The organism is Pseudomonas sp. NBRC 100443 (assembly GCF_030268185.1).
Classification (GTDB): domain Bacteria; phylum Pseudomonadota; class Gammaproteobacteria; order Pseudomonadales; family Pseudomonadaceae; genus Pseudomonas; species Pseudomonas citronellolis.
Genome location: NZ_BSQE01000037.1, coordinates 23,744 through 48,877, shown reverse-complemented (window position 1 = coordinate 48,877; position 25,134 = coordinate 23,744). Strand labels below are relative to the sequence as shown.

The window sequence follows — 25,134 nt, the reverse complement described above, 5'->3', positions numbered from 1 at the left end:
GATTGTCTTCGGCAACGAAGTCATCCAGGCATTCCGGCAGCAAGCTGACCTGTGTCCGGCTCGCTTCCTCGATGAATCGCTTCATACGCCGCCCCCGCTGACGATGCTCCAGCAACTCTAGGCGAGGACGACGTTTTCACACAGCCTGGGTCGAAAACCAACGTCGACAATCGATTCGCCCTCCCCTTCGTTGAGCGCCCACGCAGGTACGGCGAGAACACCGGATACCCGCGGGCGTTACATATGTGCACGGCATTTCTGCCGTTGCATCGAAGGCTGAGATCTATGCCCCAGGGCTAGTCAACCGCCGCAGCCATGTCCACATTGGCAGCCATCTTTCTTGCGCAGAATTTCGTAGAGTTCGTCCTTGAGCTGCAGCTTCTGCTTCTTCAGCGACTCGATGGTGTCGTGGGTTGCGGGAGTGATGCCAGCTTCCATGTTCTTGATCTCCTGGTCGAGATCGTTGTGGCTATGGAAGAGCTTTGCAAAATGCGGATCCTCGGTCTTGAGGCGGGAAATCTTTTCGCGGAATTCGGGAAACATGAGGATTCTCCAGGAGAGTGAAAAAGCACTTTGCAGGATCCAAGCTAGGCCAGTGTTGAGGTAGATCACTGAAGGCACCGCAAAGAAAGGGCGTGTCCGCGCCTGGCCGGTTTCTGCCGGCCCCCACCGACTGCCTCGAGCCGAAAACCAACGGCAACAATCAATCCGCCCTCCCCTTCGTTGAGCGTGCCCACGCAGATACGGCGAGAACGCCGGCTGCCCGCGGGCGTTACAATGGCGCCAACGCCGATTTCCCGATCGGGCATGCCCGGAGCCAGCTTCAGATGTTCACCCTTGCAAACCTCGACACGTCGCCGCCCGAATCCCTGAAGAGCCAGGTTCTGCAGATGGTGGTGGACTACTTCAGCGACATCAGCCCGGTGCCGCTGACGCCCAGCAATCCGCTCTATCAGCTGTACCAGTACGTGATCGGCTACGAGGTGCACCTGTACCTGCAGGCCATGAACGGCACCCCGGAGAGCCCCACGCGGCTGATCCTGGCCCTGGATGACGACGATCCCTCCCAGGTGCTGGGTTTTGCCCTCTACCTGCCGAGCCTGGATGACGCCGAGGCCTGCACGCTGGCCTACCTGGCCGTCAAGGCCAGCCACCGCCGCCGCGGCATTGCCCGGGCCATGTTGCGGCAGATGGTCGAGCACCGGGCCCACGCCGAGCTGGCCTGCGTAGCGAGCAAGGTGCCGGTCTTCGAATCGATGGGCTTTCGGGTACTGGCGGCGCAGGGGCCGCAGGTGCTGCTGAACACCCGCGCTCAGCGCTCGGACGGCATGGTGGCGGTACAGGACCTGGCCCCGATCTACCAATCCAGGGAAGTGCGGCAGATCCACGCCTACCTGCTGCAGCAACGCGGCAAGAAGGCCATGAGCGACGCCGAGAACAAACGCGACCGCCTGCTCGACCAGTTGGCCTATCAGGCTCAGGCATTGGTGAAAGAGCGTTTCCCTACGTTTCACTGAGGGCAGGCTTTTCCTGCCTTGAATGTCCGTTTCCGGCCGATTCTGCTGAAAAAGGCGGTTCTGCGGCAGCCAGTCGGCCAGGTGCACCAGCTTTTGAAGTGGCTGCAAGCCACTTCAAATTGCCTTTCGGCGTGGCACTGAGCAATCGGGCTCAGGTTTGCGGGTTAATTCGAGGGTTTTTGCTCGCTGCAGGCGCACCTATCCCGTGAGCGGTGGCCCTTGAGGCAAAAGCCTGGCCATGCGCCGCAGGTTCTGCACCGTCGCGGCCAAGGTGAATTCGTCAGCCGCACCTGTCATTCCACGCAGTCGTAAACGGTCGAGTTTCATGATCCGTTTGAGGTGGGCGAAGAGCATCTCCACCTTCTTCCGTTCGCAACGAGAGACCAGGTATTCCGATGTCTTGGCGATGCGTCGAGCCACGTCACGGGCAGCCTCATGGATGCTACGGACGATTTTCCGGTTCGGCGTGTTGGGGCAGCACTTTGCTTTCAACGGACAGGTGACGCAGTCGGTTTGGCTGGCGCGGTAGATGATGGTGTTGGCCTTGGTTACCCGCGATCGTTTCTGAGTGAAGGCACGCCATTCACTACGCAGCGGTTTACCGGCCGGACAGCGGTATTCATTCGCTTCCGGACTCCAGTGAAAGTCGTGGCTGGAGAGGCTGTCGTCCTTGCGCTCGGTCTTGTCCCACACCGGCACATGCGGCTCGATGTCCTTCTCCTCGACCATCCAGGCCAGCATCGGGGCCGTGCCATAGGCGGTATCACCGATGAGGCGTGCAGGTGTGAGGTCGAATTGCGCTTCGACGCGCTCGACCATCGTTTTGGTCGACTCGACTTCGGCGGTGCGGTGCGCTGGAGTCGCTTCCACATCCACGATCACGCCGTGCTCGGTGTCGATCAGGTAGTTGGTGGAGTAGGCAAAGTAGGCCGGCCCACCTGGTGCTGCTGTCCACCGCGCCTGCGGATCGGTAAGCGAAATCTTCTTGGGCAGAGCTTCGGCCAGCGCTTCCTCATCGAGCGCTTCGAGGTACTCGCGCACAGCACGGGTACTGAGCGCCGGATCGCGCCAGTCGACCTCATCTCCCGCCACGCCACGTTGCCGGCTGGCATCGGCCTTGATGATGCTGGCGTCGACGGCGAAGCCTGCACCCTTTACTAGGCCGGCCGCCATGCAGCGCCGGAGCACCTCATTGAACAGCCAGCGGAACAGGCCGCTGTCACGGAAGCGGCCGTGGCGATTCTTCGAGAAGGTCGAGTGATTGGGGACTTCGTCCTCCAGACCCAGCCGGCAGAACCAACGGTAGGCCAGGTTCAGATGCACCTCTTCGCATAGTCGCCGCTCGGAACGGATGCCGTAGCAGTAGCCAACCACCAGCATGCGCACCATCAACTCCGGATCAATCGAGGGGCGTCCGATAGGGCTGTAGAAGTCGGTCAGGTGGGCGCGCAGGTCGCTGAGATCCAGGCACTGATCGATGCTGCGCAGGAGGTGTTGGGGCGGGACGTGGTCTTCCAGATTGAACGAGTAGAACAGCCGCTGCTGTCCTCCCGGTAACTGCCCCATCATGCTGCTTGCCCCCACGCTCACTGAGCGCGTGATTTTGCCGGCGGCATGGGGCGGCAGCTACTTTTTCAACAGAATCGGCCAAAAGCAATGGGATGGACTCCCCCTCGCCTCGGCATCTGAGTGCCAGACTGAAGGTGCGAACCACAGTTAACAGCTAGAAGGAGTCCACACATGAAGCTTATGCGCATTGGGGTCGACTTGGCCAAGAACGTGTTTCAGATCCATGGCGTTGACTGTCACGAGAAGCCGATTTGGCGGCAGCGCTTACAACGCGATCGATGGCTACAAGCCTTGCTTGAGCAGGCTGAGCCAGGCTGTGTAATTGGCATGGAAAGTTGTGGCGGTGCTCACCATTGGGCGCGGCAACTTGAGGCTCGTGGATTCCAGGTCAAGTTAATTGCTCCCCAATTCGTCAAACCCTACGTCAAAAGCAACAAGAATGACGCCAATGATGCTGAAGCAATCTGTGAGGCGATGAGCCGGCCCAGCATGCGTTTCGTAGCTATCAAAACAGTCGAGCAGCAGGACATTCAGGCGACCCATCGAATTCGTGCCGGGTTAATTGAGCAGCGTACGGCAAAAGCCAATCAGATCCGTGGGCTGGTCGCTGAGTACGGTCTAATTGCACCGAAAGAATTGCTCTCGCTGCGTCGAGCAATACCGTGCTGGCTGGAAGATGCAGACAACGGTTTAACGCCGCGTTTCCGACATCTACTGGATGGCTTGTGGGGCGATCTGCGCGCACTGGATGCACGGGTGAGAGAGCTTGATAGCGAGATATCCGTGATCGCGGCAAATGAGCCTGACGCTCTATGTCTACAGCAACTGCGTGGTGTCGGCCCGATGATCGCCACTGCACTCGTCGCTGCCATCGGTGACGCTCGTCAGTTTGCCAATGGCCGGCAGTTTGCTGCTTCGCTGGGATTAACGCCCAAACAACATAGCTCCGGCGGCAAAGATCGATTGCTCGGCATTAGTAAACGCGGCGATGCCTACTTACGGACACTGATGGTTCATGGCGCTCGATCAGCGTTACGTACAGCCAATTCCAAAGACGACCGACTTAGCCAGTGGATCGTCCGCCTGGCTGAGCGATCACATGCCAACGTGGCAGCAATCGCGCTGGCCAACAAAACCGCGCGCATGGCTTGGGCGATGCTGCGTAACGGCACCGATTACCAACCGGATCGGGCTGCTGCCTGACCCACCAACCAGCACGCTCAGCAAGAGAGTAACCGTCACCCACGATTGCGAAGCAACCTGAACGATGGCAAACCGGTCGAACCGGCGCTGGCAAAACCCTCAAATGTCCATGTGCGAAAAGCACGTAGAAGCGATTGGGAGCCAGCGCGCGAATAGCCCATCATGGCCCAGCATCAAAGAGATGCCGAAGTCAGAGGCCGAATATACGTGTGCAGTCGGCACGGGGGCCAAAGCGAAGGGGCTTGCAATGAGGGGGAGTCCATATACGGACATGCGGAACGAAAAACTGGCATATGACTGACAGGGATCTAAGCCTTGCGCTCAGTGACTCTTGGGGATTTAGATATTTGCCTAAAAAAAGCCTCGACGAACATAGTTCATCGAGGCAAGCCAGAGGAGTAACACGCAACGCGATAAATCAGAAGGACTTGCTCACGCCAAGTACTAGGTTTGAGCCACAGACATCGTCGAAACCGTTGTAACTAGCGCACTCATCATTCGACAAGTTGGAGTCTACATAGGCTAGCGACCAGTCAAGACCAAGTAATTTCTTGCTTAGCGAAACCTGCCATTCCTTGTAGGTGGAGGCAGTGCTGCCGTTTCCATCAACCAAGATGTCATCTTTGAAGTCAACCAAACCGTAACGGATATTAAGTCCAATATCCATAGGGAGTGCGGTTTCATAGCCGACAAAGCTGTACAAGTAACTCTGGTCGCCTCCCATATCACCTGAGTAATATCCTCCTGCATAGATCCCGTATGCGGAAAGCTTTGCGTAGGTTTCGCTGTAGTTAAGCTTGCTTTCTTTCGGGTACTCATACTCGAAATAAGCAAGGTCGAGGGATACATTGTCGGTTATTTTCCAGTAATAGCCTGCGTAATAGTCTATTTCTTGGCGAGTCTTACTGCCATAACCGAAATCGACGTTGGAGCTCCATACTCCGGCGTACAGCCCACTGGAGTGAGAAAGCGTGACGGAACCCTGAATGGCTGGATCGTTCTGGGTTTGTGACATACCACGACTGTGGTAGTCACTGTAAGCGCCAATATTCAAATCTAGGCTAAGGTCATCATTCAACTGGAATGCTTGGCTCGCCCCCCACGGCGCCAGCAATATGCCAGCAATGCAAAGCTTTGATATGTGATTCATGCAGTGCTCCCTACTTTTATTTTCTAGTTTTGTAACGACGCCTTCCGACTAAAAGCCCCATCACTAGAAGGTGCCGATGTTTCTTCTTGCTTCGCGAGAGTCTTATCGCCCCGGCTGCCGTGTACGACCACCTGGTACTTTTTGGGCATGAGAGCTCGCGCGAGCAGGTGAGTCGCGAACACTAGGAAGTTCGTTAATGGCTGATTAAAGCCTGCTGTAGTTGGTGAACCCCAACCCAACAACTGACCCAAGTGGACTAGTGCAGCCTTCAGCCCCCTATATCTTTATTCCAGCGTTCCAAGTACGTATCGATGATGGCTAGCAATCTTTCGCGGCCGAAGCTGGCTTCGTGTCCGGCATGCACAACATCAACCTGAAGCCCCCGCAGGCGTTCTAGGGACGCCGCGTAGTCGCCAATATTCGCGTGCGGAATGGAATCAAGCAGATCGGCGTCGTACACCACATCTCCAGAAAACAGCGTTCTCGTACTCTGCTCGTACAAGGCAATGCTGCCTGGGGAGTGTCCGGGCAGATGGAGCACCTCGAAATGACGGTCGCCCAGATCGATGATGTCTTGGTCTACTAAAAGTCCGGTAGGCGGCGCCGGTAGCAGTGCCCACTTCGCGGGGTCGAAGCCAGGCCCTGGGAGGGCATCGATTACCAGGCGGTCGCAGCCCAAGTCTGACATGTACGTCGCTAGCCAATGATCATCATTGATAACCAAGCGGTTATCGCTGTTTGGCTGAGAAAAATACTCTGCCTCTGCGGCGTGACATAGCCTGCATTCGAACTCGTGCAGACCTCCCATGTGGTCGAGATGGCTATGAGTTGCTACTGCGCACACCGGTTTCAGAAATAGGTTGCGTGCTGCTTCGCGAAGGCTGGCAACACCTAGTCCGGTATCGATTAGCAGGTCGCGATCGCGCCCAGGGACATGCCAGATATTGCAGCGCAACATGGGATGTACATGAGGTTCCCATAGCAACGTGACTCCATCATCAAATGTCCTTTTCTCGAACCAAGCGTCTGCCACTTTGAGCGTCATGTCGCTAGTTCCCGACATTGGTTCTGAAACTTGCCCAGGTCCGAGTCCGCTCGCGTAATGTCCGGGCCGGCAACGGTTCCTCGCCGAACAATGTCTTGCGGCTTTCGGCGGATGGGAACAGAGTTTCGTCGTTGCGTAGTACCGGGTTGACCTTGTCGAGTGATGCCCGATTGGCATTGGCGTAGTACAGAGTGTTCGTCATCTCTGCCATTCCCTCGGCCTCGGTCACAAATTCGATAAATTCCTTCGCTTCCTCAACGTGGGGGGCGTCTGCGGGGATTGCGAAGTTATCAATCCAGGCCAGGGTTCCTTCTTTGGGAATCTGATAGCCGATAGCGAATGGTTTATTGGCCGCGACAGCCTGCCCCTTGGCAGTCATGGCGTCACCGTTATAAGACAGAGCCAGGCATAGGTCACCGTTAGCCAGATCATTGCTCTGCTTGCCGAATGCAATATAACGAAGGTTCGGCCGCAGCTTGTCGAGCAATTGTTTGGCGGCTATATAATCGGCCGAATTTTGGCTGTAAGGATTCTTTCCGAGGTAGTGCAGGGCGATACTCATGACTTCTTGGGGGGAGTCGATGATAGCGATGCCACAGTCCTTCAGCTTGCTGGTGTATTCCGGCTTGAACAGTAGGTCAAAGCTGTTTAGCGGTGCATTTGGAATGCGTTTCTCGATGGCGTCCTTGTTGTATGCAAGGCCAGTAGTGCCCCAAGCATAGGGCACAGCATAGAGGTTCCCGGGGTCGACCTTCTCGAGCTGAGCGAGCAACTGGGGATCGTACTGCTCTTTCGTTTTATATTGCTGCATGCCCGATGGCTGTAGCGCTTTGGCCCGAATCAAGCGATCAAGCATGGCGACGCCCGGTTGGACTACGTCGTAACCGGTGTGTCCGGTCATCAACTTAGCTTCTAGGACGTCCGCGCTATCAAAGCTGTCGTACTTAACCTTGATGCCAGTCTGTTTTTCAAAGCGAGCCAGAGTCTCTGGTGCGAGATAACTCGCCCAGGCGTAGACGTTGACTGTTCGTACGGCATCGGCCGCCACAGAGTTTGAGGCGATTAGCAACATTCCAGTCGCTGTTGTAACAAGTGAAGCGAATCGCAGGCTTTCCATCGGCAATGCTCCAGATCGGAAGTGGTAGCCAATTCTTCGCAAGCGTAATAAGATCAGACAAGCTATATATTTTAATGATTTATTGTTGAGGCTGGCTAAACGATTCCCATGCACATTCCTGCACTAAATAACTTGCGTGTGTTTGAGTCCGTCGCCCGTCTTGGTCATGTGGGGGCTGCGGCTGCGGAGCTGCACATCACTCCAGGTGCCGTCAGCCAGCAGCTCAAGAGCCTGCAATCTGCTCTGGGTGTGGAACTATTCAGTCGCCAAGGGAGAAACATAGTTCTCACGCAGGCGGGGTTGGCGCTACACCGCTCGGTTGCCAAGGGCATGCATGAGATTAACGATGGACTCAATCAGATCATTAGCCAGTCGCAACAGGCCATACCGACAACAACTCTGACCATTTCGACCGAACCGGTATTTGGTTCGTCTTGGCTGATACCTAGTTTGTTAGGGTTCAAGGAGGCCTATCCGCACATCCGCCTTCGCATTATCGCCGCCAACCATGTCACGGAAGTGGATTGGAAGAGAGCTAATGTCGCTCTGCTGTACGCAGCCCCGCCCTGGGAGGGGCTGTGGTGGCGCCCTCTACGCACCCTTCACATGTTTCCGGTGTGTAGCCCACAACTGTTGCGGGGGCCCAACGCATTGTCTAATCCGTACGACCTAGTACATCACCGACTACTGCATGAGGATGACGGCACCCTCTGGCGTCGTTGGCTGCTGGAAGCGCGCGTACCCTACCCAGGTGAGTCAGATCTGCATATCGAGAGCTTTAGCATGGCCTTGCAAGCTGCCCGCGACGGTTACGGAGTGGCCCTCTCGGATGAGTTTAACTCGCGCCGGGATCTAGATCAGGGTCTGCTCGTGCGGCCCTTCAATCTTGAAGTACCTGCTGGCCTCGGTTACTACTGCCTATGTCCTGAAGAGCAACGGCACATAACAGGAGTGGTTCAGTTCGTAGACTGGCTGATAGCCCAAACTGCCCTGGATGTACAGCAACTTAGCGGTCGTTCCTAGGTGGTGGGAACGTCTGCTCTTGGCCGCTTGCTGCCGGCCACGGCCGGCAGCGTTGGGCTTTCTACGACACAGCAATTAGATTCGAAATAATTTCAGTCCTACATCACTGCCATGACATACCCACCATGGAGGCTCTCCAGCCATGTCATTGCAGTGTCCTCGTTGTAACTCCCCCAAGATCGCAACCCTGCACCCCGCCATGAAGATCGGTGCCTTGGTCGGCACGATCGGTGGCGCCGCACGCGGCGCATCAGCCGCTCTTGCTGGCGGCCAGGCCGGCGCAGCAGTCGGCGCCATTGCCGGCCCGTTGGGCATCACCCTTGGCTCATTGTCCGGCGCCATTCTCGGCGGCCTGACCGGTGGCGTCGGCGGTTGTGCGCTCGGTGCCCAGCTCGGCGACCAGTTGGATCGTCACGTGCTCGCCAACAACCTCTGCCTGATCTGCGGTCATCGCTTCAACCTGCCGACCTGATCGGCTTCGTTCTTCGCTCCCCTTCCCTTTCATCCCTTCCGCCGGTGCTGCGCTTCGCGCAGCGCTTTATGCCGGCTATTGCTCACAGGAAACTCATCATGGCTCATCTCATCGAACGTATGGCCTATGTCGGCGAAGCTCCCTGGCATGGCCTGGGCAGTCGCCTCTCCCCGAAACAACCGCTGGAAGTCTGGCAGCGAGAAGCTGGCATGGACTGGCAAATCCAGGAAAGCCCGGTCCATTTCAAAGCCGACGCAGTCGGTCACCTGGGTAGCATCCATTCTTTCCCCGAACAGAAGGTGCTCTACCGCTCCGATACCAAGGCGCCGCTCTCGGTAGTCTCCCAGCGCTATCAGGTGGTGCAGCCGCGAGAGGTGTTGGAGTTCTATCGCGACCTGACCCAGGTCTCTGGCTACGAGTTGGAAACCGCTGGTGTGCTCAAGGGCGGCCGCAAATTCTGGGCACTGGCACGCACTGGGCAAAACACCTCGCTGAAGGGCAACGACCTGGTCAACGGCTACCTGCTGCTGGCCACCTCTTGCGACGGCACCCTGGCCACCACGGCGACGCCGACCACCGTACGGGTAGTCTGCAACAACACTCTGACCATCGCCGTCGACGGTGCTACCCGGGCGATCAAGGTGCCGCACAGCACCCGCTTCGATGCCCAGGTGGTGAAAAAGCAACTGGGCATCGCCGTCTCGCAATGGGACGAGTTCATGTACCGCATGCGTCATCTCGCCGAGCGCAAAGTGCAGTGGCACGAAGCTATGGGCTATTTCATGCAAGTGCTCTGCGACGCCCAGCCCAACAATCCGTTACCGGATGCCCTGCCGAACGAGCGTGCGCTGCGTCGAGTGCAAAGCCTGTACGAAGGCCGCGGTCGTGGTTCGCAGTTGGAGGCTGCCAACGGCACCGCTTGGGGTCTGCTCAATGCCGTCACCGAGTACGTAGACCACGAGCGACGCGCACGCAGCAACGAATACCGCATGGACTCGGCCTGGTTCGGCCAAGGGGCAGTGATCAAACAACGTGCCCTGGATGTGGCCCTGCAGCTGGTAGCCTGACGACAGTTCCCTCCTCTCGCTATTCATCTTCGCCCAAGCAGTTCTGCGGCTACAGCGATTGCTCGCAAGTACCACAGCATTGGGCGCTCTCTTCCACCCGCCGGGGTTCCGCTCCTGTGGAGTGGACTCCGGTGTTTCATTGGAGGCCTCTCTCATGGGCTGGCTGTTCTCATCCCGTACCCGGTCAGAGCTGATCCGAGATCTGACCCGACCTGAAGACCAGGCTCGCGCCCACGTTCGAGTCATTGCCCACACCCTGCGGGGCAATGTGCTGTGGTCGGTCAGCGAAGTGACAGCGAAAACCGAAGGCGTTCACCCAGGCCTCGCTCCCGGCGAGTCCATGCGCTACATCCGCTGTGATCTGCTGCAACGCCGTGGCGGTGAGTGGGGGTACAAGGCCATGGATGAGTCCATGGCGCCGTACTACTACAGTTGCCCGCTGCGCTATCTCGACCTGGCCAAGGAACTCTCTCCCGCCTGGCGCGACAAGGTTCGCGCCCATCATGCTCGGCGACGTCAGTCGGCGACCGCCACAGCCGGCGCTGTAGCCCAGTAAGCGGGAGTGATCGCAGCGCCACCTGGATGCGGTCCTCCCGTTGATGGCCTGACGGCCATGGCCCTCTTCATTCCTCCCACGATGCCCGACCGGCTCTGCCGGCCGGGCATTTTTATGTCCGGAGAAAAAGCCTCATGACTCACGCCCATTCCACGCCCAACAGGGCACGGCAGCGCCCTGCCCTGCGCCTGGTCGGTACCAAGGATCTGTCCCGCGATGACTGGCTGGCGGTACGCAAACACGGTATTGGCAGTTCTGACGCTGCGGCCGCGGTCGGCCTCAACCCCTACAAGTCGCAGCTGGAGCTGTGGCTGGAAAAGACCGGCCGCGACGCTGGGCTGCCCAAGAGCGATCCGAACGACGAGGAAAGCCCGACCTACTGGGGCAACATCCTCGAGCCCATAGTCGCGAACCACTACGTCCGCCGCACTGGCAATCGGGTGCGGCGGATCAATGCGGTGTTGCAGCATCCCGATCCGAAGCTGGACTGGATGCTGGCCAACATCGACCGTGAGGTGATCGGCGCCAGCGACGTACAGATCCTCGAATGCAAGACCGCCGGCATCAACGGCGCGCGCCTGTGGAAGGAAGGTGTACCGGTGTACGTGCAACTGCAGGTGATGCACCAGTTGGCGGTCACCGGCAAGCAGGCGGCCGACGTGGCCGTGTTGCTCGGCGGCCAGCACCTGGAGATCCATCGCATCGAGCGCGACGACGAGCTCATCGGCCGGTTGATCGAGCTGGAGCGCGACTTCTGGGGCTACGTGCAACGCGATACGCCACCGCCGGCGGATGGCTCCGAGTCGGCGGAGCAGGCCCTGCGCTGCCTGTACCCGGAGGACCTGGGTCATACCCTGGACTTTACCCAGGATCCGATGTTGTCAGCCGCCTTCGACGAGTTGCAGGCCGTCCGCGCCAGCCTGGAGTTACAGAGCAAGCGCGAGGCCGAGCTGAAGCAGCAACTGCAGCAGGCCATGGGCGATGCCAGTCGGGCGCTGTTCGCCAATGGCACGGTGTCCTGGCGCAAGGCCAAAGACAGCGTGGTGCTCGATGTGCCCCTACTGCTCAAGGAAAAGCCCTACCTGCTGGCGCGCTACCCCACCACCAAGCTCGGCAGCCGACGCTTCCTGATTACCTGAATTCGCTTCCCCCTTGACCACCCCGGCGCCTCCCCTGCGCCGGGGTGGTCTTTTTTATTCATCCACTGGAGAACCAGCATGCTCAAAGGCTTGGCCATTACCCCGCCGGTGCTCGGACGGATTTCCATCGGCAAGGTCGTCGAGAAGAGCGGCAAGCGACTGCCGGAGAAGGACGATCAATTCACCCTCACCTCACAGGTCCAACTGCGGGATGGCTGGCTACCTCATCCGCTGGACGAAGAACTGCGCAAAGCGCAGGGCGGCAAGATCCGCAGCATTCCGATCCGTCTGCTGTTCAATGCGCCGGAACTGAATTTCCGCGCCGAGTACTGCCTGTTCGATCGGCAGTCCGGGCGACCGCTGTGTGTCGGCAACGGCGAGACCTGCAAGCGTCGGGGCCAGGACGGCATTGCCTCGCTGCCCTGCCCTTCGCCGGATGGCTGTCCGTTGGCCAAGGGTGGTGCCTGCAAGCCCTACGGTCGCCTCAACGTCGCCATCGGCGATGAGGATCCGCTGGGCAGCTTCGTGTTCCGCACCACCGGCTTCAACAGCATCCGCACCCTGGCGGCCCGACTGCAGTACCTGCAAGCGATTTCCGGTAACCGCCTGGCGTGCCTGCCGTTGGAACTGCGCCTGCGCGGCAAGTCCACCCGACAGAGCCACGGCTCACCGATCTTCTACGTCGACATCACGGTGCGCAGTGGATTGTCGATGGAGGAAGCGCTGCTGCAAGCCCGGGAGCTCGATGAGGCGCGCCAGGCCTCCGGCTTCGACCAGGTGGCACTGGATGCCACGGCGCGCCTGGGCTTTGCCAATGGCGCCTTCGAGGACAGCCAGGAGGAAGGCACCGCCATCGTCGATGAGTTCTTTCCGGAGAGCGCTACCGATACACCAGTACCCCCCACTCCACAGCCGACTGAGACCGCGCCACCGGCCCTCACCGACAAGCCCCGTCCGACCCTTTCCACCCTGCTACGCGAACGTGCCGAGGCTCGAACCAGCTCAACGAACTAGCCGCCCACGCAGGGCGGCTCTCTCCCATCGCTACTCCACCCAATCTGTCACTGGAGGACTCTCCATGCTCATTCTCACCCGTAGCATTGGCAAAACCATCCGCATTGGCGATGACATCGAGATCGTCATTCTTCAAGTCAAGGGCCACCAAGTGCGCGTCGGCGTCACCGCGCCACCCGACATCGCTGTGCATCATGATGAGGTCTATCAACGCATCCAGGCTGCACAGGTCCCGCTGTCCTGACCCTTCTGGCCTACGAGGTTTCCCCATGATCTTACTGAGATTTTTAGGTCTGCTGTTCGTGCTCGTCTGCCTCTTCGCCGGTACGGCAGCTGTCGTCGCGCTGGCGGTTCTGGCGCTGCGCTTCTGGCCATTGCTGGTGGTCATCGTGCTCGCCCTGCTGCTGTTCCAGCACTTCATGCGTTGGACCGGCGTGCGCCTGAATACATCGGTCTGAGACGGCATAAACAGGAGCCCTCATGGGCTCCTGTTTTCTCATTTTCTGGACATTCCTTTTGGAGCATCCATGAGTCCCAATCCCTTTCTACGCGGTTACGACAAGCTGTCCATTGAACTGATCGTGCACGACCTGCAGGCAGGCAGCACGGTACGCGAAATGTCCTACGTGATTCATGCCCAAGACCAGGAACACACGTTAGTGCTCGGTATACAGCCGACACTGGAGCTAGCTCGCGACATCGTGCAGCGCTTGAGCTTTGAGACCGGGCACTTCAGCCGGTGCTGGGAAATCAGCGCAGAGCATCTGCCAGAGGACGTGCTGAACCAACTTTTCCTTATGCGCACCGATCTCCACGCCCTACAGCTGGAGTTTTTCGAGAACGCCAATCAAAGCGTAATTGGCTGCAAGCTGCGTAACACACCCTGGACGGATCAGCACCTGGACCTGTTCAACACCAGTTCGGCTGAGCTGCGTCAGCAGCAGTTGGACTATGGGTTGCCCGCCGAACTCGTGGAGATCCTGCACCTGGCAGGGGAGGCCGATGTGCGCTTTTTGCTGTTCGACCCGGATGCGGCGTTGCTGGATGGGCTGCCAGTGTTCAAGGACGTGGCGTAAGCCTCTTACAACCCTGCATCCATCAGCAGCTCTGAGGGTTTACACCCGATAGCGGCTGCAATTCGGCAAATGTTGAGGAAGGTGACGTTGCGCTCGCCTCGCTCAATCTTGCCCATGTGAGAGCGGTCTATCGAAGAGGCATCTGCGAGTGCTTCTTGCGAATACGCCAACGCGATACGGCGAGCCCGTATCGCGGCTCCCAGCTTCACGAGATCACGGTCTTTATCCAACTGAGCGGAGATTCTTGCCATGGCAAAAATCGTCCCGCTATGATGTCAAAACGACCACGGCATTTACGACCCAATTAGATTCAGTATCCCTCCTGAGCATGCTGCTCACTCAACCAATCGACAGAAGGAAATGTCCTGATGAATCAGAAACTGCTGCTGACCGCTCTGCTCGGCACGCTGTTAAGCAGTGTGGCGCAGGCAGGCACTTCCACATGGACCGCCAGCTACACCCAGGGCGTCGAGGAACATCTGGTCGACGACGGCAACGGCAACCAGTTGAACATCACCTGCCCAGACGATGGAGAGAGCGCGGTCTCCGCCTACGCCACTATCGCCGGCAAGCAGTACTCCTCCGAAAACGATGGCTTCGATGTCATCGTCGACGGCACCACCTTCAGCAACCCCTTCTACACCGACTGCGAAGCCTGCAGCTCCAGCTTCCCGGGCTTCTGGGCTGCGCTGCGCAAGGCCAACTCCCTGCAGCTCAGCGCCGGCGGCCAGACGGTGAAGCTCCCAACCCAGAACCTTCCCCAGGTTCTCCAACCCCTGACCAGCAAGAAGAACCTCTGCCGCTCCGGCTGGTAACCCTTCCCACACGACATAGAGACAACACCATGGAACATGAACACGAAACGGCAGACGCGCCGAATGATCTGCCCGCCAGTCCGGAGGTGATCGGCTGGGGCGTCGCCTCGCTCGTCCTCACCATCATTTTCCTGACCGTCAACACCTCAGCAATGGTGTTGGGCGCCAGCTTCATGTTGAAGCTGCTGGCCGGCCTCGTTGGTTTGATAACAGGCTGGATCGGCGCCCTGGTGGGCAACGCGGTCCGCAAGTTTGCCCAACCCGATGCGATCTACACCAACGGCGGCGCGCTTCACCTGATCTGGTTGAAAGTGTTCTGGCTGATAGGCCCGCAAGTCATTGGCCTGGTAGTTGGCATCGGCCTCGGATGCTCCCTGGTATTGCGATAAGGAAGACCGATGAAGAGCAAGTTCTATCTGGTGCTGGGTCTGCTGGTTCTGGCGGGCTGTTCGGATGACAAGTCCAAGCTACGCGGACAGTTTCTCTCAGGCTGCGTGCAAGGTGGCTCTCCCAAGCCAGTTTGCACATGCGTCTACGACAAGCTGGAAAAGACCTACTCGACCGAGCAGTTGAAGCAGATTCAGGCAGGGCGAAGTCCGCTGGTATCGAACTTCATGCAGGACAGCATCACGTATGCAAAGGCCTGTATAGCGGAGCAGTGACAGCAACCGTGCCGCTCCCGATCACCTCGGAACCGTGAGCACCAACTAACAAGCATCACGCCCCGAACATAACCAACCCCGCACACGGCCATAACTGGCCGTGTGCGGGGCAGGGGTTCTTTTGTTTTTTGAAAACCCAGGAGCTGCCCGTCGAGACACATCCCAGAAGAACAACGCACCACAGCCACACACACTCAAGGACCTGAACCCATGACCCCGACGTACCGCAAAACCCTGCTCGCCCTGGCCATCTCCGCCAGTGCCCTGCCCCTCGCCGCCCACGCCCTGACGTTGACCAACAGCGGTTTGGATAGCGAAGGCAACACCTACGCCGACAGCACCGAAGTCACCGGCGCCTTCACTGGCAGCGACCAGCCCATTCGCTTCTACAGCGACACCTTCAACCACGACCTGGTGCTCAACGCCCAGGTGCAAGCCACGGGCGATGACCTCAACGGTGTCGACCTGTCCTACGCCGGAGACGATGACACTCCCTCGCCCATCGGCGCGCCGACCGAGGTGCTCGGCAACCTGCAAAACAAGGGCAGCATCACGGTGAATGGCGCGGGCGTCACCGGCCTGCTGATTGATCCGGCCATCATCTACGGCAACCTGGTCAATGAAGGCACCCTGCAGGTGGCCGGCGGAGTGCTCGAGGGCGATGGTATCCGTGGCCTGAAGTTCGCCGGTCAGTCGGTGTTGCAGGGCGACCTGGTCAACGCTACCAGCGGCAAGATCCTTGCCGATGGCGAAGAGGCCACGGGCATTCAGCTCAAGGGCGGCACCATCGCTGGCAAGCTGATCAACGATGGTCTTATCCAGGTCAGCGGCGCCGGCTCGACGGCAATCCTCGCCACCTATGACGATGACAACGGTGGTCCGGATCGGGTGGACCTCGGCGGGATCGAGAACCATGGCAGCATCCTGGCCAGCGGCGATGATGCAACCGCGCTACGTCTCGATGGCGTGAGCTTTGCCAATGCGCCGGTCCAGGTGCTCAACACCGGCACGATCCAGGCTGACGATGCCGCCATCGAGGTCGGTGCCTTCGATATCGACGGCGCGAACGCCAGCAATACCCTGGTCATTCAGAACAGCGGCAATTTGATTTCCAAGGACGAAGCCATCGATGCCTCCCAGGCCAGTGGCGGCGTGCACCTGATCTGGAACGCCGGCAGCATCACCGGCAACCTGATCGACCTGTCCAACATCGAAGTGAACGGCGACGTGACCTTCAGCGGTACCGACGCCAGCACCGATGGCGCGAATATCCGCTTGAAGGACGGCGGTTGGCTGGATGTCGGCAGCGATGCGGGCAACACGCCGGCATACTTGGAGTTCGCTCAGCCACACACCACGATCCAGGGCAACCTGGATGTGGCGGGCAACTCCTCGCTGGGGCTCAACCTGAGTTCGGCCACGGATCCGAACAAGGCCGTGGTCGCGGTCTCCGGTACCGCGGAATTCGCCAAGGGCTCGCAGATCCAGTTGGCGGCCCAGGGCAGCGACTTCAAGGCCCAGGGCACGACTTACACTTTGGTCCAGGCCGGCACCCTACAGGATGACGGCGTGAGCGTGACCAGCCGTTCGGCCCTGCTGAACGTCGACACCGTCAGTAGTGGCGACAACCAGATCCTGGCCAAGGTCAGCACCAAGGGCCAGGACGAAGTCGGTGAGGTGATCGGCCAGATTGGTGGTTCGGCCAACGCCCAACGTGCGGGTGCAGCCTTCAGCCAGGTGGTGACCGGGCTGGCGCAGAGCAACCCCAACGACCCGGTGTTCCAGGCTTACGTGAATGCCTCGCAGGATCCAGCAGCACTGAAGAAACTGGCTGAGCAGCTCGCCCCTGAGGTGAACGGCGGTGCGACCCAAGCGGCTACCAGTGGGCAAACGCTGGTGAGCAACATCACCGGCAATCGCACCAGCAGCCTACGCGGTGCGTCCTCGGGCGACGTGCTGCAGAACACCGGGATCTGGGCCCAGGCGCTGTACAGCGATGCCAACCAGGACCTGCGTGATGGTGTAGCCGGCTTCAACGCCTACAGCCGTGGCATCGCCATTGGCGCCGATGGCAAGCTCACCGACCAGTTGACCCTGGGCGTGGCCTACAGCTTCCTGCACTCCAGCGTAAACAGCGACAGCGGCAACACCACCGATGTGGATGGCAATGCTCTCACCCTGTACAGCGGTTTCGAACAGGACAACTACTTCGTCGATGCCAACCTGAGCTATGGGATCAACGACAACGAGAGCAAGCGCCGCATCGCAGGCACCACGGCGAAGGGCGATTACGACAGCCAGGTGCTGGGCGCCAACGTCGTCGGTGGTTACACCTACCACCTGAACCAGCAGTTCCTGATCGAGCCGCGCCTGGCCGCACGCTATGCGCGCGTCGATATCGACGGCTACCACGAGAAGGGGTCGGCGGCGGCGCTCAAGGTGGATAGCCAGCGCTACGAGGTGGCGGAACTGGGTGCTGGTGTGCGGGTAGCGGGCGACTTCCAAGTCGGCAACGGCAATCTGCAGCCGCAGGCCAAGCTGATGGCCTACCATGACTTCGCCGCGGACGAAGCCCAGAGCACCTCGACCTTCACGCTGGGTGGCACACCCTTCGTGAGTCAGGGAGCCAAGGCGGTGCGCAACAGCTACGAAGCCGGTGTCGGTGCGGACTACCATCTGGGTGCGGTTACGGTCGGGGTCAGCTACGACTACACCGGCAAAACCGCCTTCAACGCCGACACCTTCACCGCCAAGGTCCGTTACGACTTCTGATGAGCCACTATCTTTCCGGCCCACGCGCGTGGGCCGGTTTCTTTCAAGTCCTGATGGCGCTGCTGGTCGGCGCCCTCCTCGCCGGCTGCCAGTCGCCACGCGAAGTGCTGCAGCAATTGGCGGATGAGCATGGGCGGCAACTGGAGATACTGCCGGGGCAGCCGTTTCCTTTGGTCATGCTAGCGCCGCAGGACACCACGAAAGCCACTCGTTTACGCGTCTACCTGGAAGGCGATGGTCATGCCTGGGCCACCGCCACGCAACCCAGCGTGGATCCGAGCCCACATAACCTGTTGGTGGCGCGGCTGGCGGTAGACGATCCGTCGCCGAATGCCTACCTGGCGCGGCCCTGCCAGTTCGTCATGGCACCGGCCTGCGAGCCTACTCTCTGGACTAATCGGCGCTTTTCGCAGGAGGTGGTCACCAGCCTCAGTCGGGCGCTGGACCAGTTGAAGCAGCGCTATGGCAATCGGGAGTTCGAACTGGTGGGCTATTCCGGTGGCGCAGCACTGGCGCTGCTGCTGGCGGCGCAGCGGGATGACGTCACCTTGGTCCAAACCCTGGCCGGCAATCTCAGCCCGCGGCTTTGGGCTGAAATGAAAGGACTCTCGCCCCTCGGCGGCTCGCTGGATCCGTTGGACTATCGCAACCGGCTGGCATCAATACCGCAGCGACACTTAGTGGGAGATACGGATGGAGTAATTCCAGCATCGCTGGCCAATACCTACCTAGTGCAGCTACATCCATCTGCCTGCAGCCAGGTTGTAGTCTCCCCGGCTACAGATCATCAGCAAGGCTGGGAGACCTCTTGGAGAAAATGGCGGGGTCAACCGCTAAATTGCAAGAGCAATTGAGTCCACAGCCGCAAGCCGTCGGTGACCATGGTTTGTTCTTTAGCAAACGAACCATGGTCAACGTTGGTGTTGAATTCCGGAACCTGTGCAGCCGCTCTAGCGCGTGCCCCGCTGGCGCAGCTCCGAAGGATTGAAATAGCTGTCCCCGGGGCTCGGCTGCTGGAAATCGATTGCGGACTTCTGCTCACTGTCCAGGCCTTGCACGTTGTAGCGATGCGAATAGAGGTCGTGATAGACCTCGACCGCCGACCACGTGGTGGGCAGCTCGTAGAAGTTCTTCAGGTAGGCCATGGATACGCGCCAGATTTTGCCTCGGCTGTCGTATTGGTCGGCCACAGCGATCTGCCAGCTGTCCTCGTCGAGATAGAAGGTGCGCTTGCTGTAGATGTGCCTGGCATCGGGCTTGAGGGTGCCCTCCACCACCCATACCCGGTGTAGCTCGTAGCGGGTCAGCGCCGGATTGAGATGCCCCGGTTGCAGTAGGTCGGCGTACTTTACTCCGGCGGCGGCGAGCCGGTAGTTGTTGTAGGGAATGTAAACCTCGCGCTTGCCGAGCAGCTTCCACTCGAAGCGGTCCGGCGCACCGTTGAACATGTCGGTGTCGTCGGTGGTGCGCAGGCCGTCGGACGCCGGTACCGGGGTGTCGTAGGCGAGGTTCGGCGAACGCCTGACGCGGCGCTGTCCGGCGTTATAGCCCCAGGCCTGGCGTGGCTCTTTCACCTGATCCATGGTCTCGTGTACCAGGCTGGAATAGCCGGCCAGCCGTGGTGGCGTTTTAACGAAGGCGACGAAGTAGAAGAGAATGTTGTCCAGCTTCTCGTAGGAGCCCTGCGGGTCGTAGTAACGGAACAGCGATTCCTGCTCATAGTCGATTGGCGTGTAGGAACCGTCGCGCTGCATCGCCACTTCAGTGGACTGGCGCACGATGTGCGTGCCGCGATAACGGACGATGTGGTTCCACAGCGCTTCTACGCCACTCTGCGGAACCGGGAACGGAATGCCGCCGAAGGCGTCAGTGAAGCCATTACCGCCGTCGGCCAGCTTGGCAGTCACGGCGTTCTTGCGTGTGTTGTCGTAGACCCACTGGGGTGCCGATGCCGAACGCCGGGTGACGTACACCGGCATGCGGAAACTGTCCGGGTAGGTGTCGAACAAGGCGATCTGCCCTGCCGTCAGGTTCGCCCGGTACTGCGCCAGATTAGCCTTGTCGATGGTGAACAACGGCTTGTCGTCGGGGAACGGATCCAGGTGGTGGTCGCCGGGCTTGTAGCCGGCCGGCGCCCGCGTGATGCCGCCGTCCCAGGCAGGAATGCTGCCGGTGGAGTTGGCGGCCCGTTCGCCCCCCAGCGGCGTCAGGTCCTTGCCCAGCCGTGCAGCCTGGTCGGCCGACACGCCGGCGAAGATCGGCGAACAGGAAAATTGGAAGGCCAGGGCCAACGCCCCGGCGACGAGCGACTTGTTGAGCATGTGCGACTCCGCGACTACACCGACCGCCCCCATCCGGACCGGTCGGTCAGGTGGTGGTTTCAGAAGGAGTACTTGACGTTGAAGCCGACGTTGTCCCTGTCGCGCAGGGTGTTGTCGCGGCTGGCGCCGTAGTACTTGGTGAACTGCAGCTCGGTGTCGAACTTGCTGCGGTAGCTGGTCTTCACACCCAGGGTGTAGGCCTTGCGCCCCTCGATGAAGTTGCCGTTCTGGTAGGAGTTGCCCTTGAAGTCGTCCTTGAACACTGCATAGGGCGAGACGTTGACGCCGGCGAAAGCATCGTTCCAAGTGCCGATCATTTGCAGGGTGAAACCATAGGCATTGCGGTCCGCCTGGTCGCCGTCACCGAAACCGGCGCCATAGGCGTTGTTCGGCCTCCCGGCGTAGTAGCGCACCTGGCCGTTGTAGGCGGTGTACTTCAGGCTGCTCCCGCGGATCTGCTCAGCGGCGATCTCTGCGGTGCCCAGAAGTGAGTCGAAGCTCAAGCCCTGGCCGAAGTTGTAGAGGGTGCCCAGGCTGCTGTTGAAGGCCTCGACCCGCTCGTAGTTGTGGAAGGTCGAGCCGCGGCACAGCTGCTTGCCCGCCACCAGAGCACAGGCCTGGTCGGCCGGAGTATTGCGGTCGTAGACCGTGGCCTCTCCGCTGAGCGACTGGCCGAGCAAGTCGCCGACGATGTCGTTGGTCGCGGCAATGCTAATTGGCAGGTTCGGCCGGTAGGCCAGCTCACCAAACACCGAGGCCTGGCCGACGGTGCTGTTGAAGCTCAGGCCATACATCTGAATGTTCTCGACGTACTCACGACTGGCCACCGCGTTGCCGGCCATGTCGATGCTGCCGATCAGGTTGGCCCCCGCCGCCAGAGGACTACCGCGCAGGGCTGCCATGTCAGCTCCCTGGTAGCCCGGCGCGAAGCTGACAGCGGTCAGCGGCTCCTTGCTGTGATAATTGACGAAGTACAAGCCGAACTCGGTGGAGTTGAGCTGCTCGGCAATATAGTGCAGCGCCGCACCGAACTGGCCGCTGTCGCGGGCGTTGAGATCCTTGCCGATGTTGGCCACCTTGATGGTGTCGCCCTGCGCGTAGCTGCTGCCGGCCAGACCGAAAGCAGGGTTGGCCAGCGCCGCCTGATAGGCCGAGCGCCCACCGAGCACCGCCAGCGGCGAAAGCACCGCAGCGAAGCCGGGGTTCTGCAGATAGGCGGAGTTGCCACCGTCAGCGAACAGGTCGGTCTCGGAGAAGAAGGTGCCCACCGGGTCCACCTGGGTCTCGCGCCAATTCCACTGATAGAAGCTTTCCAGCGACAGGTTCTGGGTCAGGTCGACACTGAACTGCAGAGCCTCCAGGGGGATCAGCACTTCCTTGATCTCCGAGCCAGGCAAATGCAGCTTGGTGGCGTCCACCGGATTGGTGGTGTTGACGCCGCCGCGATAGAACAGGCTTTCGCCCCAGTTGAACACCTGCCGGCCGACGCGCGCATTCAGGCTGTGGCCATAGAAGTCCCAGTTGCCGAAGAGATAGGCATCGAGCAGTTCGGCGCCGCGTCCGGCATTGTCGCGGGTAGCCGAGGTGAAGTGGTCATCCTGCGGATAGTTCTGGCTCGGCTGGGGCAAGGCGTCGTTGTGGTAGTAGTCGTTGCGCTTGTCCATGATCTGCGTGTCGTAGAACGCCGAACCGCGAGCGAATGCGCCGTAGTTCTGGTAGCGCGCTTCAAAGTCGCTGGTGATCTTGTAGACCTCCGAGACCAGTCCGGTATCGAAGTTTCGATTGCCGTCGTTGAGGTTGATGTCGGCTGCGTCGTAGCGCTTGTCCTGGGACTGGACACGCCAGATGCGACCGTAGGACAGAGTGGTGTCGAGGTTTCCGCTGAGCTCGTTGTCGAGGAAGCTGAATTCCACCGCGCCGGCCGGCAGGGCGACGGCGAGGCCGACCAGGCCGAGAGCCTGGCGGATAGCGAGCGACAACGAGGGCTTGCACGAGGGGACGGTCATGGGACTGCTCCGCGATCGATCATTGTTATTGTTGGAGCCGAGGCCTCGCTGGACCCCGGTCGTCGTGGCTTGCGTCGGTCAAGCAAGCGACGCGGCTCCTCCACGGCCGTGTCGCTTTCTGCTGGGATAAGGTTCAGGAACGCCTGGAGACGGCTGGCAGACTCCGAACCACGGCGTCCTCCTTGGTTGGGTTCAAGCAATGCGGCTGGGCCCAGGGACCGCGGAAGGCGATCTGGTCGAAGCCGCCCGGGCCGACCCCGGCGGGCACGTAGTCCAACTGCAGGGCATGGCGTACGCGCCAAGCCGCCGCGTGATCGGCGCAGGCGCTGTCACCGGAGACGCCAAGGGCTCCTAGCAGGCGCCCGGTGTGGTCGTACAGCGCCAGACCTCCACCGAAGGCGACCAGGCCACCCAGGCGCTGACCGACCAGCGGGTCGTCGACCTCCCCCCAGCGCTCGGCTGGACCGGCATAAGCCAGCTCGGTGCGCGGCGGATGGGTGCCCTGCAGGCCGAACAAGCTGCCACCCGGCTGCATGGCCGCATACAGATTCGCGGTGGCCATGGCCAGGCCGTCGAGGCTTAGGGCGTTGGCGGTGTAGGCCTTCTCCGCTGAGACCAGTCGCGCGGCCGGCCACTGCGCATCGCGCCCGGCACCGCTATAGGCAAGGGCGCAGATGCGCCCGCTGCGATCGACCAGGGTCGCCCACAAATCGAGGCCGAAACCGCCGTTGTGCGGTCCATGCGCCGCTTGCAGCGCCTCGCGCAATAGCTGATGAGCGGGCAAGGCAGCGCAGTCGTCGGCCGACCAGGCCAGCGCGGGCACGAGCAGGCCCAACGCCGCGAGCATTCGCAACGGTAGGGAAAGCATGCGGGTATCTCCGAAGGTGGGAGGGGCACCTCCGCCAGGGAGGTGCGCCGGGGCTCAACGCGATACGGGCGGCGGCAGCTTGCCGATGCTGAATTCCGGTTCCAGGCGCACGCCCAGGGTATTGAGCATGGTCGCCGCCATCACGTAGTGGCCGACCAGTACGAGGAACTCCACGCACAGGTCCTCGGAGAGGAACAGCGCCAGCTCGCGCCACTTCTCCTCGCCCAGCGATTGCCGCACATGCAGTTCGTCGATTGCCTGGACGAAGGCGCGGGTGCGCGGCGTCCACAGCGGCGAATCGTCCTGGCCAAAGGAGTCGATTTCTTCGCGGCTCAGCCCGGCGTCGAGTCCCAAGGCAACGTGGTGTGCCCATTCGTAGACGCTGCCGGTGCGCCAAGCCACACGCAGGATCACGCGTTCCTTGTCCTGACGGGAGATGCCACCCTTGAACAGCAGGTTGGAAACGAACAGCAGGTAGCGCGGCGCCAGCGGCCCCAGGCGCAACAGGGTGGAGATGACCGTCATGTCTTCCTTGGATTTGCCCTGGCGCCGGCTCATCCAGAGGATGACCTTGTGCAGGAAGCCGCGCTTGCCCTCGGGCAAGGGGGTGACGCGAGCCTGCGGCAGAAGCTGCCAGTTGCCTGCCGGGTAGGGACTGTCGACTGCGACACCCGCCGGTACGGCGCTGATTTTTGTCATTGTCTGCTCCGTGATGATGCGATGAATGCAGGCCCTCGTCCGGCCGTCGCAACATGGCAACAGGACGGCGAAGAACCTGTGGCGATGCTAGGTGCGCGCTGTATCATCGGACCAATCAATTGTTTGGTTAACAGGCATCCAAAAAATGAATTTTCATCGCCGAAACCTGAATCTGCTGGTCGCCCTGGACGCCCTGATCACCGACAAGAACATCACCCGCGCCGCGGAGCGTCTGCACCTGAGCCAACCGGCGATGAGCAATGTGGTCGCACGCCTGCGTGAATGGCTGGACGATCCATTGCTGGTACGCGGCCCCTCCGGTTACACCCTCACACCACGGGCGCAGGAGCTGGCGGTACCGTTGCGCACCATCCTTGGCGAGATCGAAGGACTGGTCAGCGCCCGGGTATTCGACCCGGCAACCTCGCAGCGCACCTTCCACATCGCCATGAACGACGCCTCGGTACTGCTGCCGCAACTGCTCGCCAGCCTGGCCAAGGAGGCGCCCGGGGTGGAAGTGAAGATCAACGGCTACTCAAGCTTTCCCGAACAACAACTGGCCTACGGCGAGCTCGACCTGGTGATCGGCAGCTTCGGCGAGGTTCCTCAGGGTTGTCGCGGGGAGCAACTCTTCGAAGGGCATCCGGTGTGCGCGGTGCGCCCGGGACATCCACGCATCGGCAACGAGTTGAGCCTGACGGACCTCGTCAACGAGAAGCACGTGGTGGCCGTGGCGGACGACCATATGTACCTGGTCTATGCACGCAACATGCTGGCGCGGCACAACGCCACGCTGGACATCTGCGCGCACGTTTCGCATTTCATGGAGGCGGCGTTGATTGCCGCGCAAACCGATCTGATAGCAACAGTGCCGAACCGCCTCGCGCAGACCTGCCGGAGCACCTTCGGGCTGCGTGTGCTGCCGGCACCGTTCGATTTCCCGCCCTTCCAGGTGCAGCAGGTTTGGCACGAGCGCACACAGCAGGCACCCGACCACCAATGGTTGCGCGAGCGTGTGCGGCGCCTGGTGGGCGCCGCCTGAC

Annotated in this window: 27 protein-coding genes; 17 read left to right on the top strand and 10 right to left on the bottom strand. The window is 60.4% G+C overall.

Annotation, left to right across the window (positions count from 1 at the left end; translation table 11 throughout):
* Window positions 1-300 precede the first annotated feature (300 nt).
* Window positions 301-543 carry an HP1242/YdcH family protein gene (locus QSJ95_RS31265; RefSeq protein WP_058488385.1) on the bottom strand — a complete coding sequence of 81 codons (243 nt, stop codon included), beginning with the start codon at window positions 541-543 and terminating at the stop codon, window positions 301-303.
* Window positions 544-827: 284 nt separating this feature from the next.
* On the opposite strand from QSJ95_RS31265, the gene QSJ95_RS31260 reads away from it, so the two are divergent.
* On the top strand, window positions 828-1,517 hold the full coding sequence (locus QSJ95_RS31260) for a GNAT family N-acetyltransferase (protein ID WP_058488384.1): 690 nt from the start codon (window positions 828-830) through the stop codon (window positions 1,515-1,517).
* 198 nt (window positions 1,518-1,715) lie between these two features.
* Here the strand turns inward: QSJ95_RS31260 and QSJ95_RS31255 are convergent, their stop codons facing one another.
* The gene (locus QSJ95_RS31255; protein WP_064987544.1) at window positions 1,716-3,086 is read right to left on the bottom strand and encodes an IS1182 family transposase; all 1,371 of its coding nucleotides are present in this window, start codon (window positions 3,084-3,086) and stop codon (window positions 1,716-1,718) included.
* 171 nt (window positions 3,087-3,257) lie between these two features.
* Between QSJ95_RS31255 and QSJ95_RS31250 the strand changes: the two genes are divergently transcribed.
* Entirely contained in the window at window positions 3,258-4,289 is a 1,032-nt protein-coding gene (locus QSJ95_RS31250; protein WP_082996213.1) for an IS110 family RNA-guided transposase, read from the top strand.
* Window positions 4,290-4,707: 418 nt separating this feature from the next.
* On the opposite strand, the gene QSJ95_RS31245 is transcribed toward QSJ95_RS31250, so the two are convergent.
* From QSJ95_RS31245 to QSJ95_RS31235, 3 genes are all read right to left on the bottom strand, one after another.
* Complete coding sequence (locus tag QSJ95_RS31245) at window positions 4,708-5,439, bottom strand: TorF family putative porin (protein WP_058488383.1); 732 nt, start codon at window positions 5,437-5,439, stop codon at window positions 4,708-4,710.
* A 268-nt stretch (window positions 5,440-5,707) separates the two neighbouring features.
* Window positions 5,708-6,484 carry an MBL fold metallo-hydrolase gene (locus QSJ95_RS31240; protein WP_041711727.1) on the bottom strand — a complete coding sequence of 259 codons (777 nt, stop codon included), beginning with the start codon at window positions 6,482-6,484 and terminating at the stop codon, window positions 5,708-5,710.
* Between the two features lie 4 nt (window positions 6,485-6,488).
* Window positions 6,489-7,601: an extracellular solute-binding protein gene (locus tag QSJ95_RS31235; RefSeq protein WP_015475655.1), complete on the bottom strand. Its 1,113-nt coding sequence runs from the start codon at window positions 7,599-7,601 to the stop codon at window positions 6,489-6,491.
* Window positions 7,602-7,709: 108 nt separating this feature from the next.
* Between QSJ95_RS31235 and QSJ95_RS31230 the strand changes: the two genes are divergently transcribed.
* The 9 genes from QSJ95_RS31230 (at window position 7,710) to QSJ95_RS31190 (ending at window position 13,948) form a co-directional block, all read left to right on the top strand.
* Complete coding sequence (locus tag QSJ95_RS31230; RefSeq protein WP_015475656.1) at window positions 7,710-8,624, top strand: LysR substrate-binding domain-containing protein; 915 nt, start codon at window positions 7,710-7,712, stop codon at window positions 8,622-8,624.
* A 199-nt stretch (window positions 8,625-8,823) separates the two neighbouring features.
* The gene (locus QSJ95_RS31225) at window positions 8,824-9,096 is read left to right on the top strand and encodes a hypothetical protein (RefSeq protein ID WP_023436179.1); all 273 of its coding nucleotides are present in this window, start codon (window positions 8,824-8,826) and stop codon (window positions 9,094-9,096) included.
* Between the two features lie 98 nt (window positions 9,097-9,194).
* The gene (locus QSJ95_RS31220) at window positions 9,195-10,163 is read left to right on the top strand and encodes a DUF932 domain-containing protein (RefSeq protein WP_023101169.1); all 969 of its coding nucleotides are present in this window, start codon (window positions 9,195-9,197) and stop codon (window positions 10,161-10,163) included.
* A gap of 154 nt (window positions 10,164-10,317) precedes the next feature.
* Window positions 10,318-10,719 carry a hypothetical protein gene (locus QSJ95_RS31215; protein ID WP_023101168.1) on the top strand — a complete coding sequence of 134 codons (402 nt, stop codon included), beginning with the start codon at window positions 10,318-10,320 and terminating at the stop codon, window positions 10,717-10,719.
* Window positions 10,720-10,853: 134 nt separating this feature from the next.
* Window positions 10,854-11,858 carry a YqaJ viral recombinase family nuclease gene (locus QSJ95_RS31210; RefSeq protein WP_058488382.1) on the top strand — a complete coding sequence of 335 codons (1,005 nt, stop codon included), beginning with the start codon at window positions 10,854-10,856 and terminating at the stop codon, window positions 11,856-11,858.
* A gap of 78 nt (window positions 11,859-11,936) precedes the next feature.
* Entirely contained in the window at window positions 11,937-12,872 is a 936-nt protein-coding gene (locus QSJ95_RS31205; RefSeq protein ID WP_058488381.1) for a recombination directionality factor, read from the top strand.
* Between the two features lie 64 nt (window positions 12,873-12,936).
* Window positions 12,937-13,116: a carbon storage regulator CsrA gene (gene csrA, locus QSJ95_RS31200; RefSeq protein ID WP_285647544.1), complete on the top strand. Its 180-nt coding sequence runs from the start codon at window positions 12,937-12,939 to the stop codon at window positions 13,114-13,116.
* A gap of 25 nt (window positions 13,117-13,141) precedes the next feature.
* Entirely contained in the window at window positions 13,142-13,330 is a 189-nt protein-coding gene (locus QSJ95_RS31195) for a hypothetical protein (protein ID WP_058488380.1), read from the top strand.
* A gap of 69 nt (window positions 13,331-13,399) precedes the next feature.
* Window positions 13,400-13,948 carry a DUF5983 family protein gene (locus QSJ95_RS31190; RefSeq protein ID WP_176707144.1) on the top strand — a complete coding sequence of 183 codons (549 nt, stop codon included), beginning with the start codon at window positions 13,400-13,402 and terminating at the stop codon, window positions 13,946-13,948.
* A 5-nt stretch (window positions 13,949-13,953) separates the two neighbouring features.
* On the opposite strand, the gene QSJ95_RS31185 is transcribed toward QSJ95_RS31190, so the two are convergent.
* Window positions 13,954-14,199 (bottom strand): helix-turn-helix domain-containing protein, encoded by a 246-nt coding sequence (locus QSJ95_RS31185; RefSeq protein WP_014833962.1) that lies wholly within the window; start codon window positions 14,197-14,199, stop codon window positions 13,954-13,956.
* Window positions 14,200-14,316: 117 nt separating this feature from the next.
* Here QSJ95_RS31185 and QSJ95_RS31180 point away from each other — a divergent pair, with 117 nt between their 5' ends.
* The 5 genes from QSJ95_RS31180 to QSJ95_RS31160 all read left to right on the top strand — a co-directional run bounded on the left by QSJ95_RS31180 (window position 14,317) and on the right by QSJ95_RS31160 (window position 19,051).
* Window positions 14,317-14,763, top strand: coding sequence for a YfjT/YkfB family phage-associated protein (locus tag QSJ95_RS31180; RefSeq protein WP_058488379.1), 447 nt, complete (start codon window positions 14,317-14,319; stop codon window positions 14,761-14,763).
* A 29-nt stretch (window positions 14,764-14,792) separates the two neighbouring features.
* Window positions 14,793-15,152 carry a hypothetical protein gene (locus tag QSJ95_RS31175; RefSeq protein WP_058488378.1) on the top strand — a complete coding sequence of 120 codons (360 nt, stop codon included), beginning with the start codon at window positions 14,793-14,795 and terminating at the stop codon, window positions 15,150-15,152.
* 9 nt (window positions 15,153-15,161) lie between these two features.
* Window positions 15,162-15,425 carry a hypothetical protein gene (locus QSJ95_RS31170; protein ID WP_023101161.1) on the top strand — a complete coding sequence of 88 codons (264 nt, stop codon included), beginning with the start codon at window positions 15,162-15,164 and terminating at the stop codon, window positions 15,423-15,425.
* A gap of 210 nt (window positions 15,426-15,635) precedes the next feature.
* The gene (locus tag QSJ95_RS31165; RefSeq protein ID WP_058488377.1) at window positions 15,636-18,197 is read left to right on the top strand and encodes an autotransporter family protein; all 2,562 of its coding nucleotides are present in this window, start codon (window positions 15,636-15,638) and stop codon (window positions 18,195-18,197) included.
* The gene (locus QSJ95_RS31160; protein WP_058488376.1) at window positions 18,197-19,051 is read left to right on the top strand and encodes a hypothetical protein; all 855 of its coding nucleotides are present in this window, start codon (window positions 18,197-18,199) and stop codon (window positions 19,049-19,051) included. The genes QSJ95_RS31165 and QSJ95_RS31160 overlap by 1 nt, the downstream gene beginning before the upstream one ends.
* 96 nt (window positions 19,052-19,147) lie before the next feature.
* Here the strand turns inward: QSJ95_RS31160 and QSJ95_RS31155 are convergent, their stop codons facing one another.
* From QSJ95_RS31155 to QSJ95_RS31140, 4 genes are all read right to left on the bottom strand, one after another.
* On the bottom strand, window positions 19,148-20,518 hold the full coding sequence (locus QSJ95_RS31155; protein ID WP_058488375.1) for a DUF1329 domain-containing protein: 1,371 nt from the start codon (window positions 20,516-20,518) through the stop codon (window positions 19,148-19,150).
* Window positions 20,519-20,577: 59 nt separating this feature from the next.
* Window positions 20,578-22,524 (bottom strand): DUF1302 domain-containing protein, encoded by a 1,947-nt coding sequence (locus QSJ95_RS31150; RefSeq protein WP_058488374.1) that lies wholly within the window; start codon window positions 22,522-22,524, stop codon window positions 20,578-20,580.
* A gap of 133 nt (window positions 22,525-22,657) precedes the next feature.
* Window positions 22,658-23,392, bottom strand: a complete 735-nt coding sequence (locus QSJ95_RS31145) for a GlcG/HbpS family heme-binding protein (protein WP_058488373.1) — start codon at window positions 23,390-23,392, stop codon at window positions 22,658-22,660.
* A 54-nt stretch (window positions 23,393-23,446) separates the two neighbouring features.
* On the bottom strand, window positions 23,447-24,091 hold the full coding sequence (locus QSJ95_RS31140; protein WP_058488372.1) for a carboxymuconolactone decarboxylase family protein: 645 nt from the start codon (window positions 24,089-24,091) through the stop codon (window positions 23,447-23,449).
* A gap of 145 nt (window positions 24,092-24,236) precedes the next feature.
* Between QSJ95_RS31140 and QSJ95_RS31135 the strand changes: the two genes are divergently transcribed.
* Entirely contained in the window at window positions 24,237-25,133 is an 897-nt protein-coding gene (locus QSJ95_RS31135; RefSeq protein ID WP_058488371.1) for a LysR family transcriptional regulator, read from the top strand.
* Window position 25,134 lies beyond the last annotated feature (1 nt).

Coding starts and splice junctions, on each gene's coding strand:
- QSJ95_RS31260 (WP_058488384.1), top strand. CDS start 828: ATGTTCACCCTTGCAAACCTCGACACGTCGCCGCCCGAATCCCTGAAG.
- QSJ95_RS31155 (WP_058488375.1), bottom strand. CDS start 20,518: ATGCTCAACAAGTCGCTCGTCGCCGGGGCGTTGGCCCTGGCCTTCCAA.
- QSJ95_RS31210 (WP_058488382.1), top strand. CDS start 10,854: ATGACTCACGCCCATTCCACGCCCAACAGGGCACGGCAGCGCCCTGCC.
- QSJ95_RS31180 (WP_058488379.1), top strand. CDS start 14,317: ATGAATCAGAAACTGCTGCTGACCGCTCTGCTCGGCACGCTGTTAAGC.
- csrA (WP_285647544.1), top strand. CDS start 12,937: ATGCTCATTCTCACCCGTAGCATTGGCAAAACCATCCGCATTGGCGAT.
- QSJ95_RS31150 (WP_058488374.1), bottom strand. CDS start 22,524: ATGACCGTCCCCTCGTGCAAGCCCTCGTTGTCGCTCGCTATCCGCCAG.
- QSJ95_RS31160 (WP_058488376.1), top strand. CDS start 18,197: ATGAGCCACTATCTTTCCGGCCCACGCGCGTGGGCCGGTTTCTTTCAA.
- QSJ95_RS31195 (WP_058488380.1), top strand. CDS start 13,142: ATGATCTTACTGAGATTTTTAGGTCTGCTGTTCGTGCTCGTCTGCCTC.
- QSJ95_RS31265 (WP_058488385.1), bottom strand. CDS start 543: ATGTTTCCCGAATTCCGCGAAAAGATTTCCCGCCTCAAGACCGAGGAT.
- QSJ95_RS31175 (WP_058488378.1), top strand. CDS start 14,793: ATGGAACATGAACACGAAACGGCAGACGCGCCGAATGATCTGCCCGCC.
- QSJ95_RS31145 (WP_058488373.1), bottom strand. CDS start 23,392: ATGCTTTCCCTACCGTTGCGAATGCTCGCGGCGTTGGGCCTGCTCGTG.
- QSJ95_RS31205 (WP_058488381.1), top strand. CDS start 11,937: ATGCTCAAAGGCTTGGCCATTACCCCGCCGGTGCTCGGACGGATTTCC.
- QSJ95_RS31190 (WP_176707144.1), top strand. CDS start 13,400: ATGAGTCCCAATCCCTTTCTACGCGGTTACGACAAGCTGTCCATTGAA.
- QSJ95_RS31165 (WP_058488377.1), top strand. CDS start 15,636: ATGACCCCGACGTACCGCAAAACCCTGCTCGCCCTGGCCATCTCCGCC.
- QSJ95_RS31170 (WP_023101161.1), top strand. CDS start 15,162: ATGAAGAGCAAGTTCTATCTGGTGCTGGGTCTGCTGGTTCTGGCGGGC.
- QSJ95_RS31240 (WP_041711727.1), bottom strand. CDS start 6,484: ATGACGCTCAAAGTGGCAGACGCTTGGTTCGAGAAAAGGACATTTGAT.
- QSJ95_RS31225 (WP_023436179.1), top strand. CDS start 8,824: ATGAAGATCGGTGCCTTGGTCGGCACGATCGGTGGCGCCGCACGCGGC.
- QSJ95_RS31135 (WP_058488371.1), top strand. CDS start 24,237: ATGAATTTTCATCGCCGAAACCTGAATCTGCTGGTCGCCCTGGACGCC.
- QSJ95_RS31140 (WP_058488372.1), bottom strand. CDS start 24,091: ATGACAAAAATCAGCGCCGTACCGGCGGGTGTCGCAGTCGACAGTCCC.
- QSJ95_RS31255 (WP_064987544.1), bottom strand. CDS start 3,086: ATGATGGGGCAGTTACCGGGAGGACAGCAGCGGCTGTTCTACTCGTTC.
- QSJ95_RS31245 (WP_058488383.1), bottom strand. CDS start 5,439: ATGAATCACATATCAAAGCTTTGCATTGCTGGCATATTGCTGGCGCCG.
- QSJ95_RS31215 (WP_023101168.1), top strand. CDS start 10,318: ATGGGCTGGCTGTTCTCATCCCGTACCCGGTCAGAGCTGATCCGAGAT.
- QSJ95_RS31220 (WP_023101169.1), top strand. CDS start 9,195: ATGGCTCATCTCATCGAACGTATGGCCTATGTCGGCGAAGCTCCCTGG.
- QSJ95_RS31185 (WP_014833962.1), bottom strand. CDS start 14,199: ATGGCAAGAATCTCCGCTCAGTTGGATAAAGACCGTGATCTCGTGAAG.
- QSJ95_RS31230 (WP_015475656.1), top strand. CDS start 7,710: ATGCACATTCCTGCACTAAATAACTTGCGTGTGTTTGAGTCCGTCGCC.
- QSJ95_RS31235 (WP_015475655.1), bottom strand. CDS start 7,601: ATGGAAAGCCTGCGATTCGCTTCACTTGTTACAACAGCGACTGGAATG.
- QSJ95_RS31250 (WP_082996213.1), top strand. CDS start 3,258: ATGAAGCTTATGCGCATTGGGGTCGACTTGGCCAAGAACGTGTTTCAG.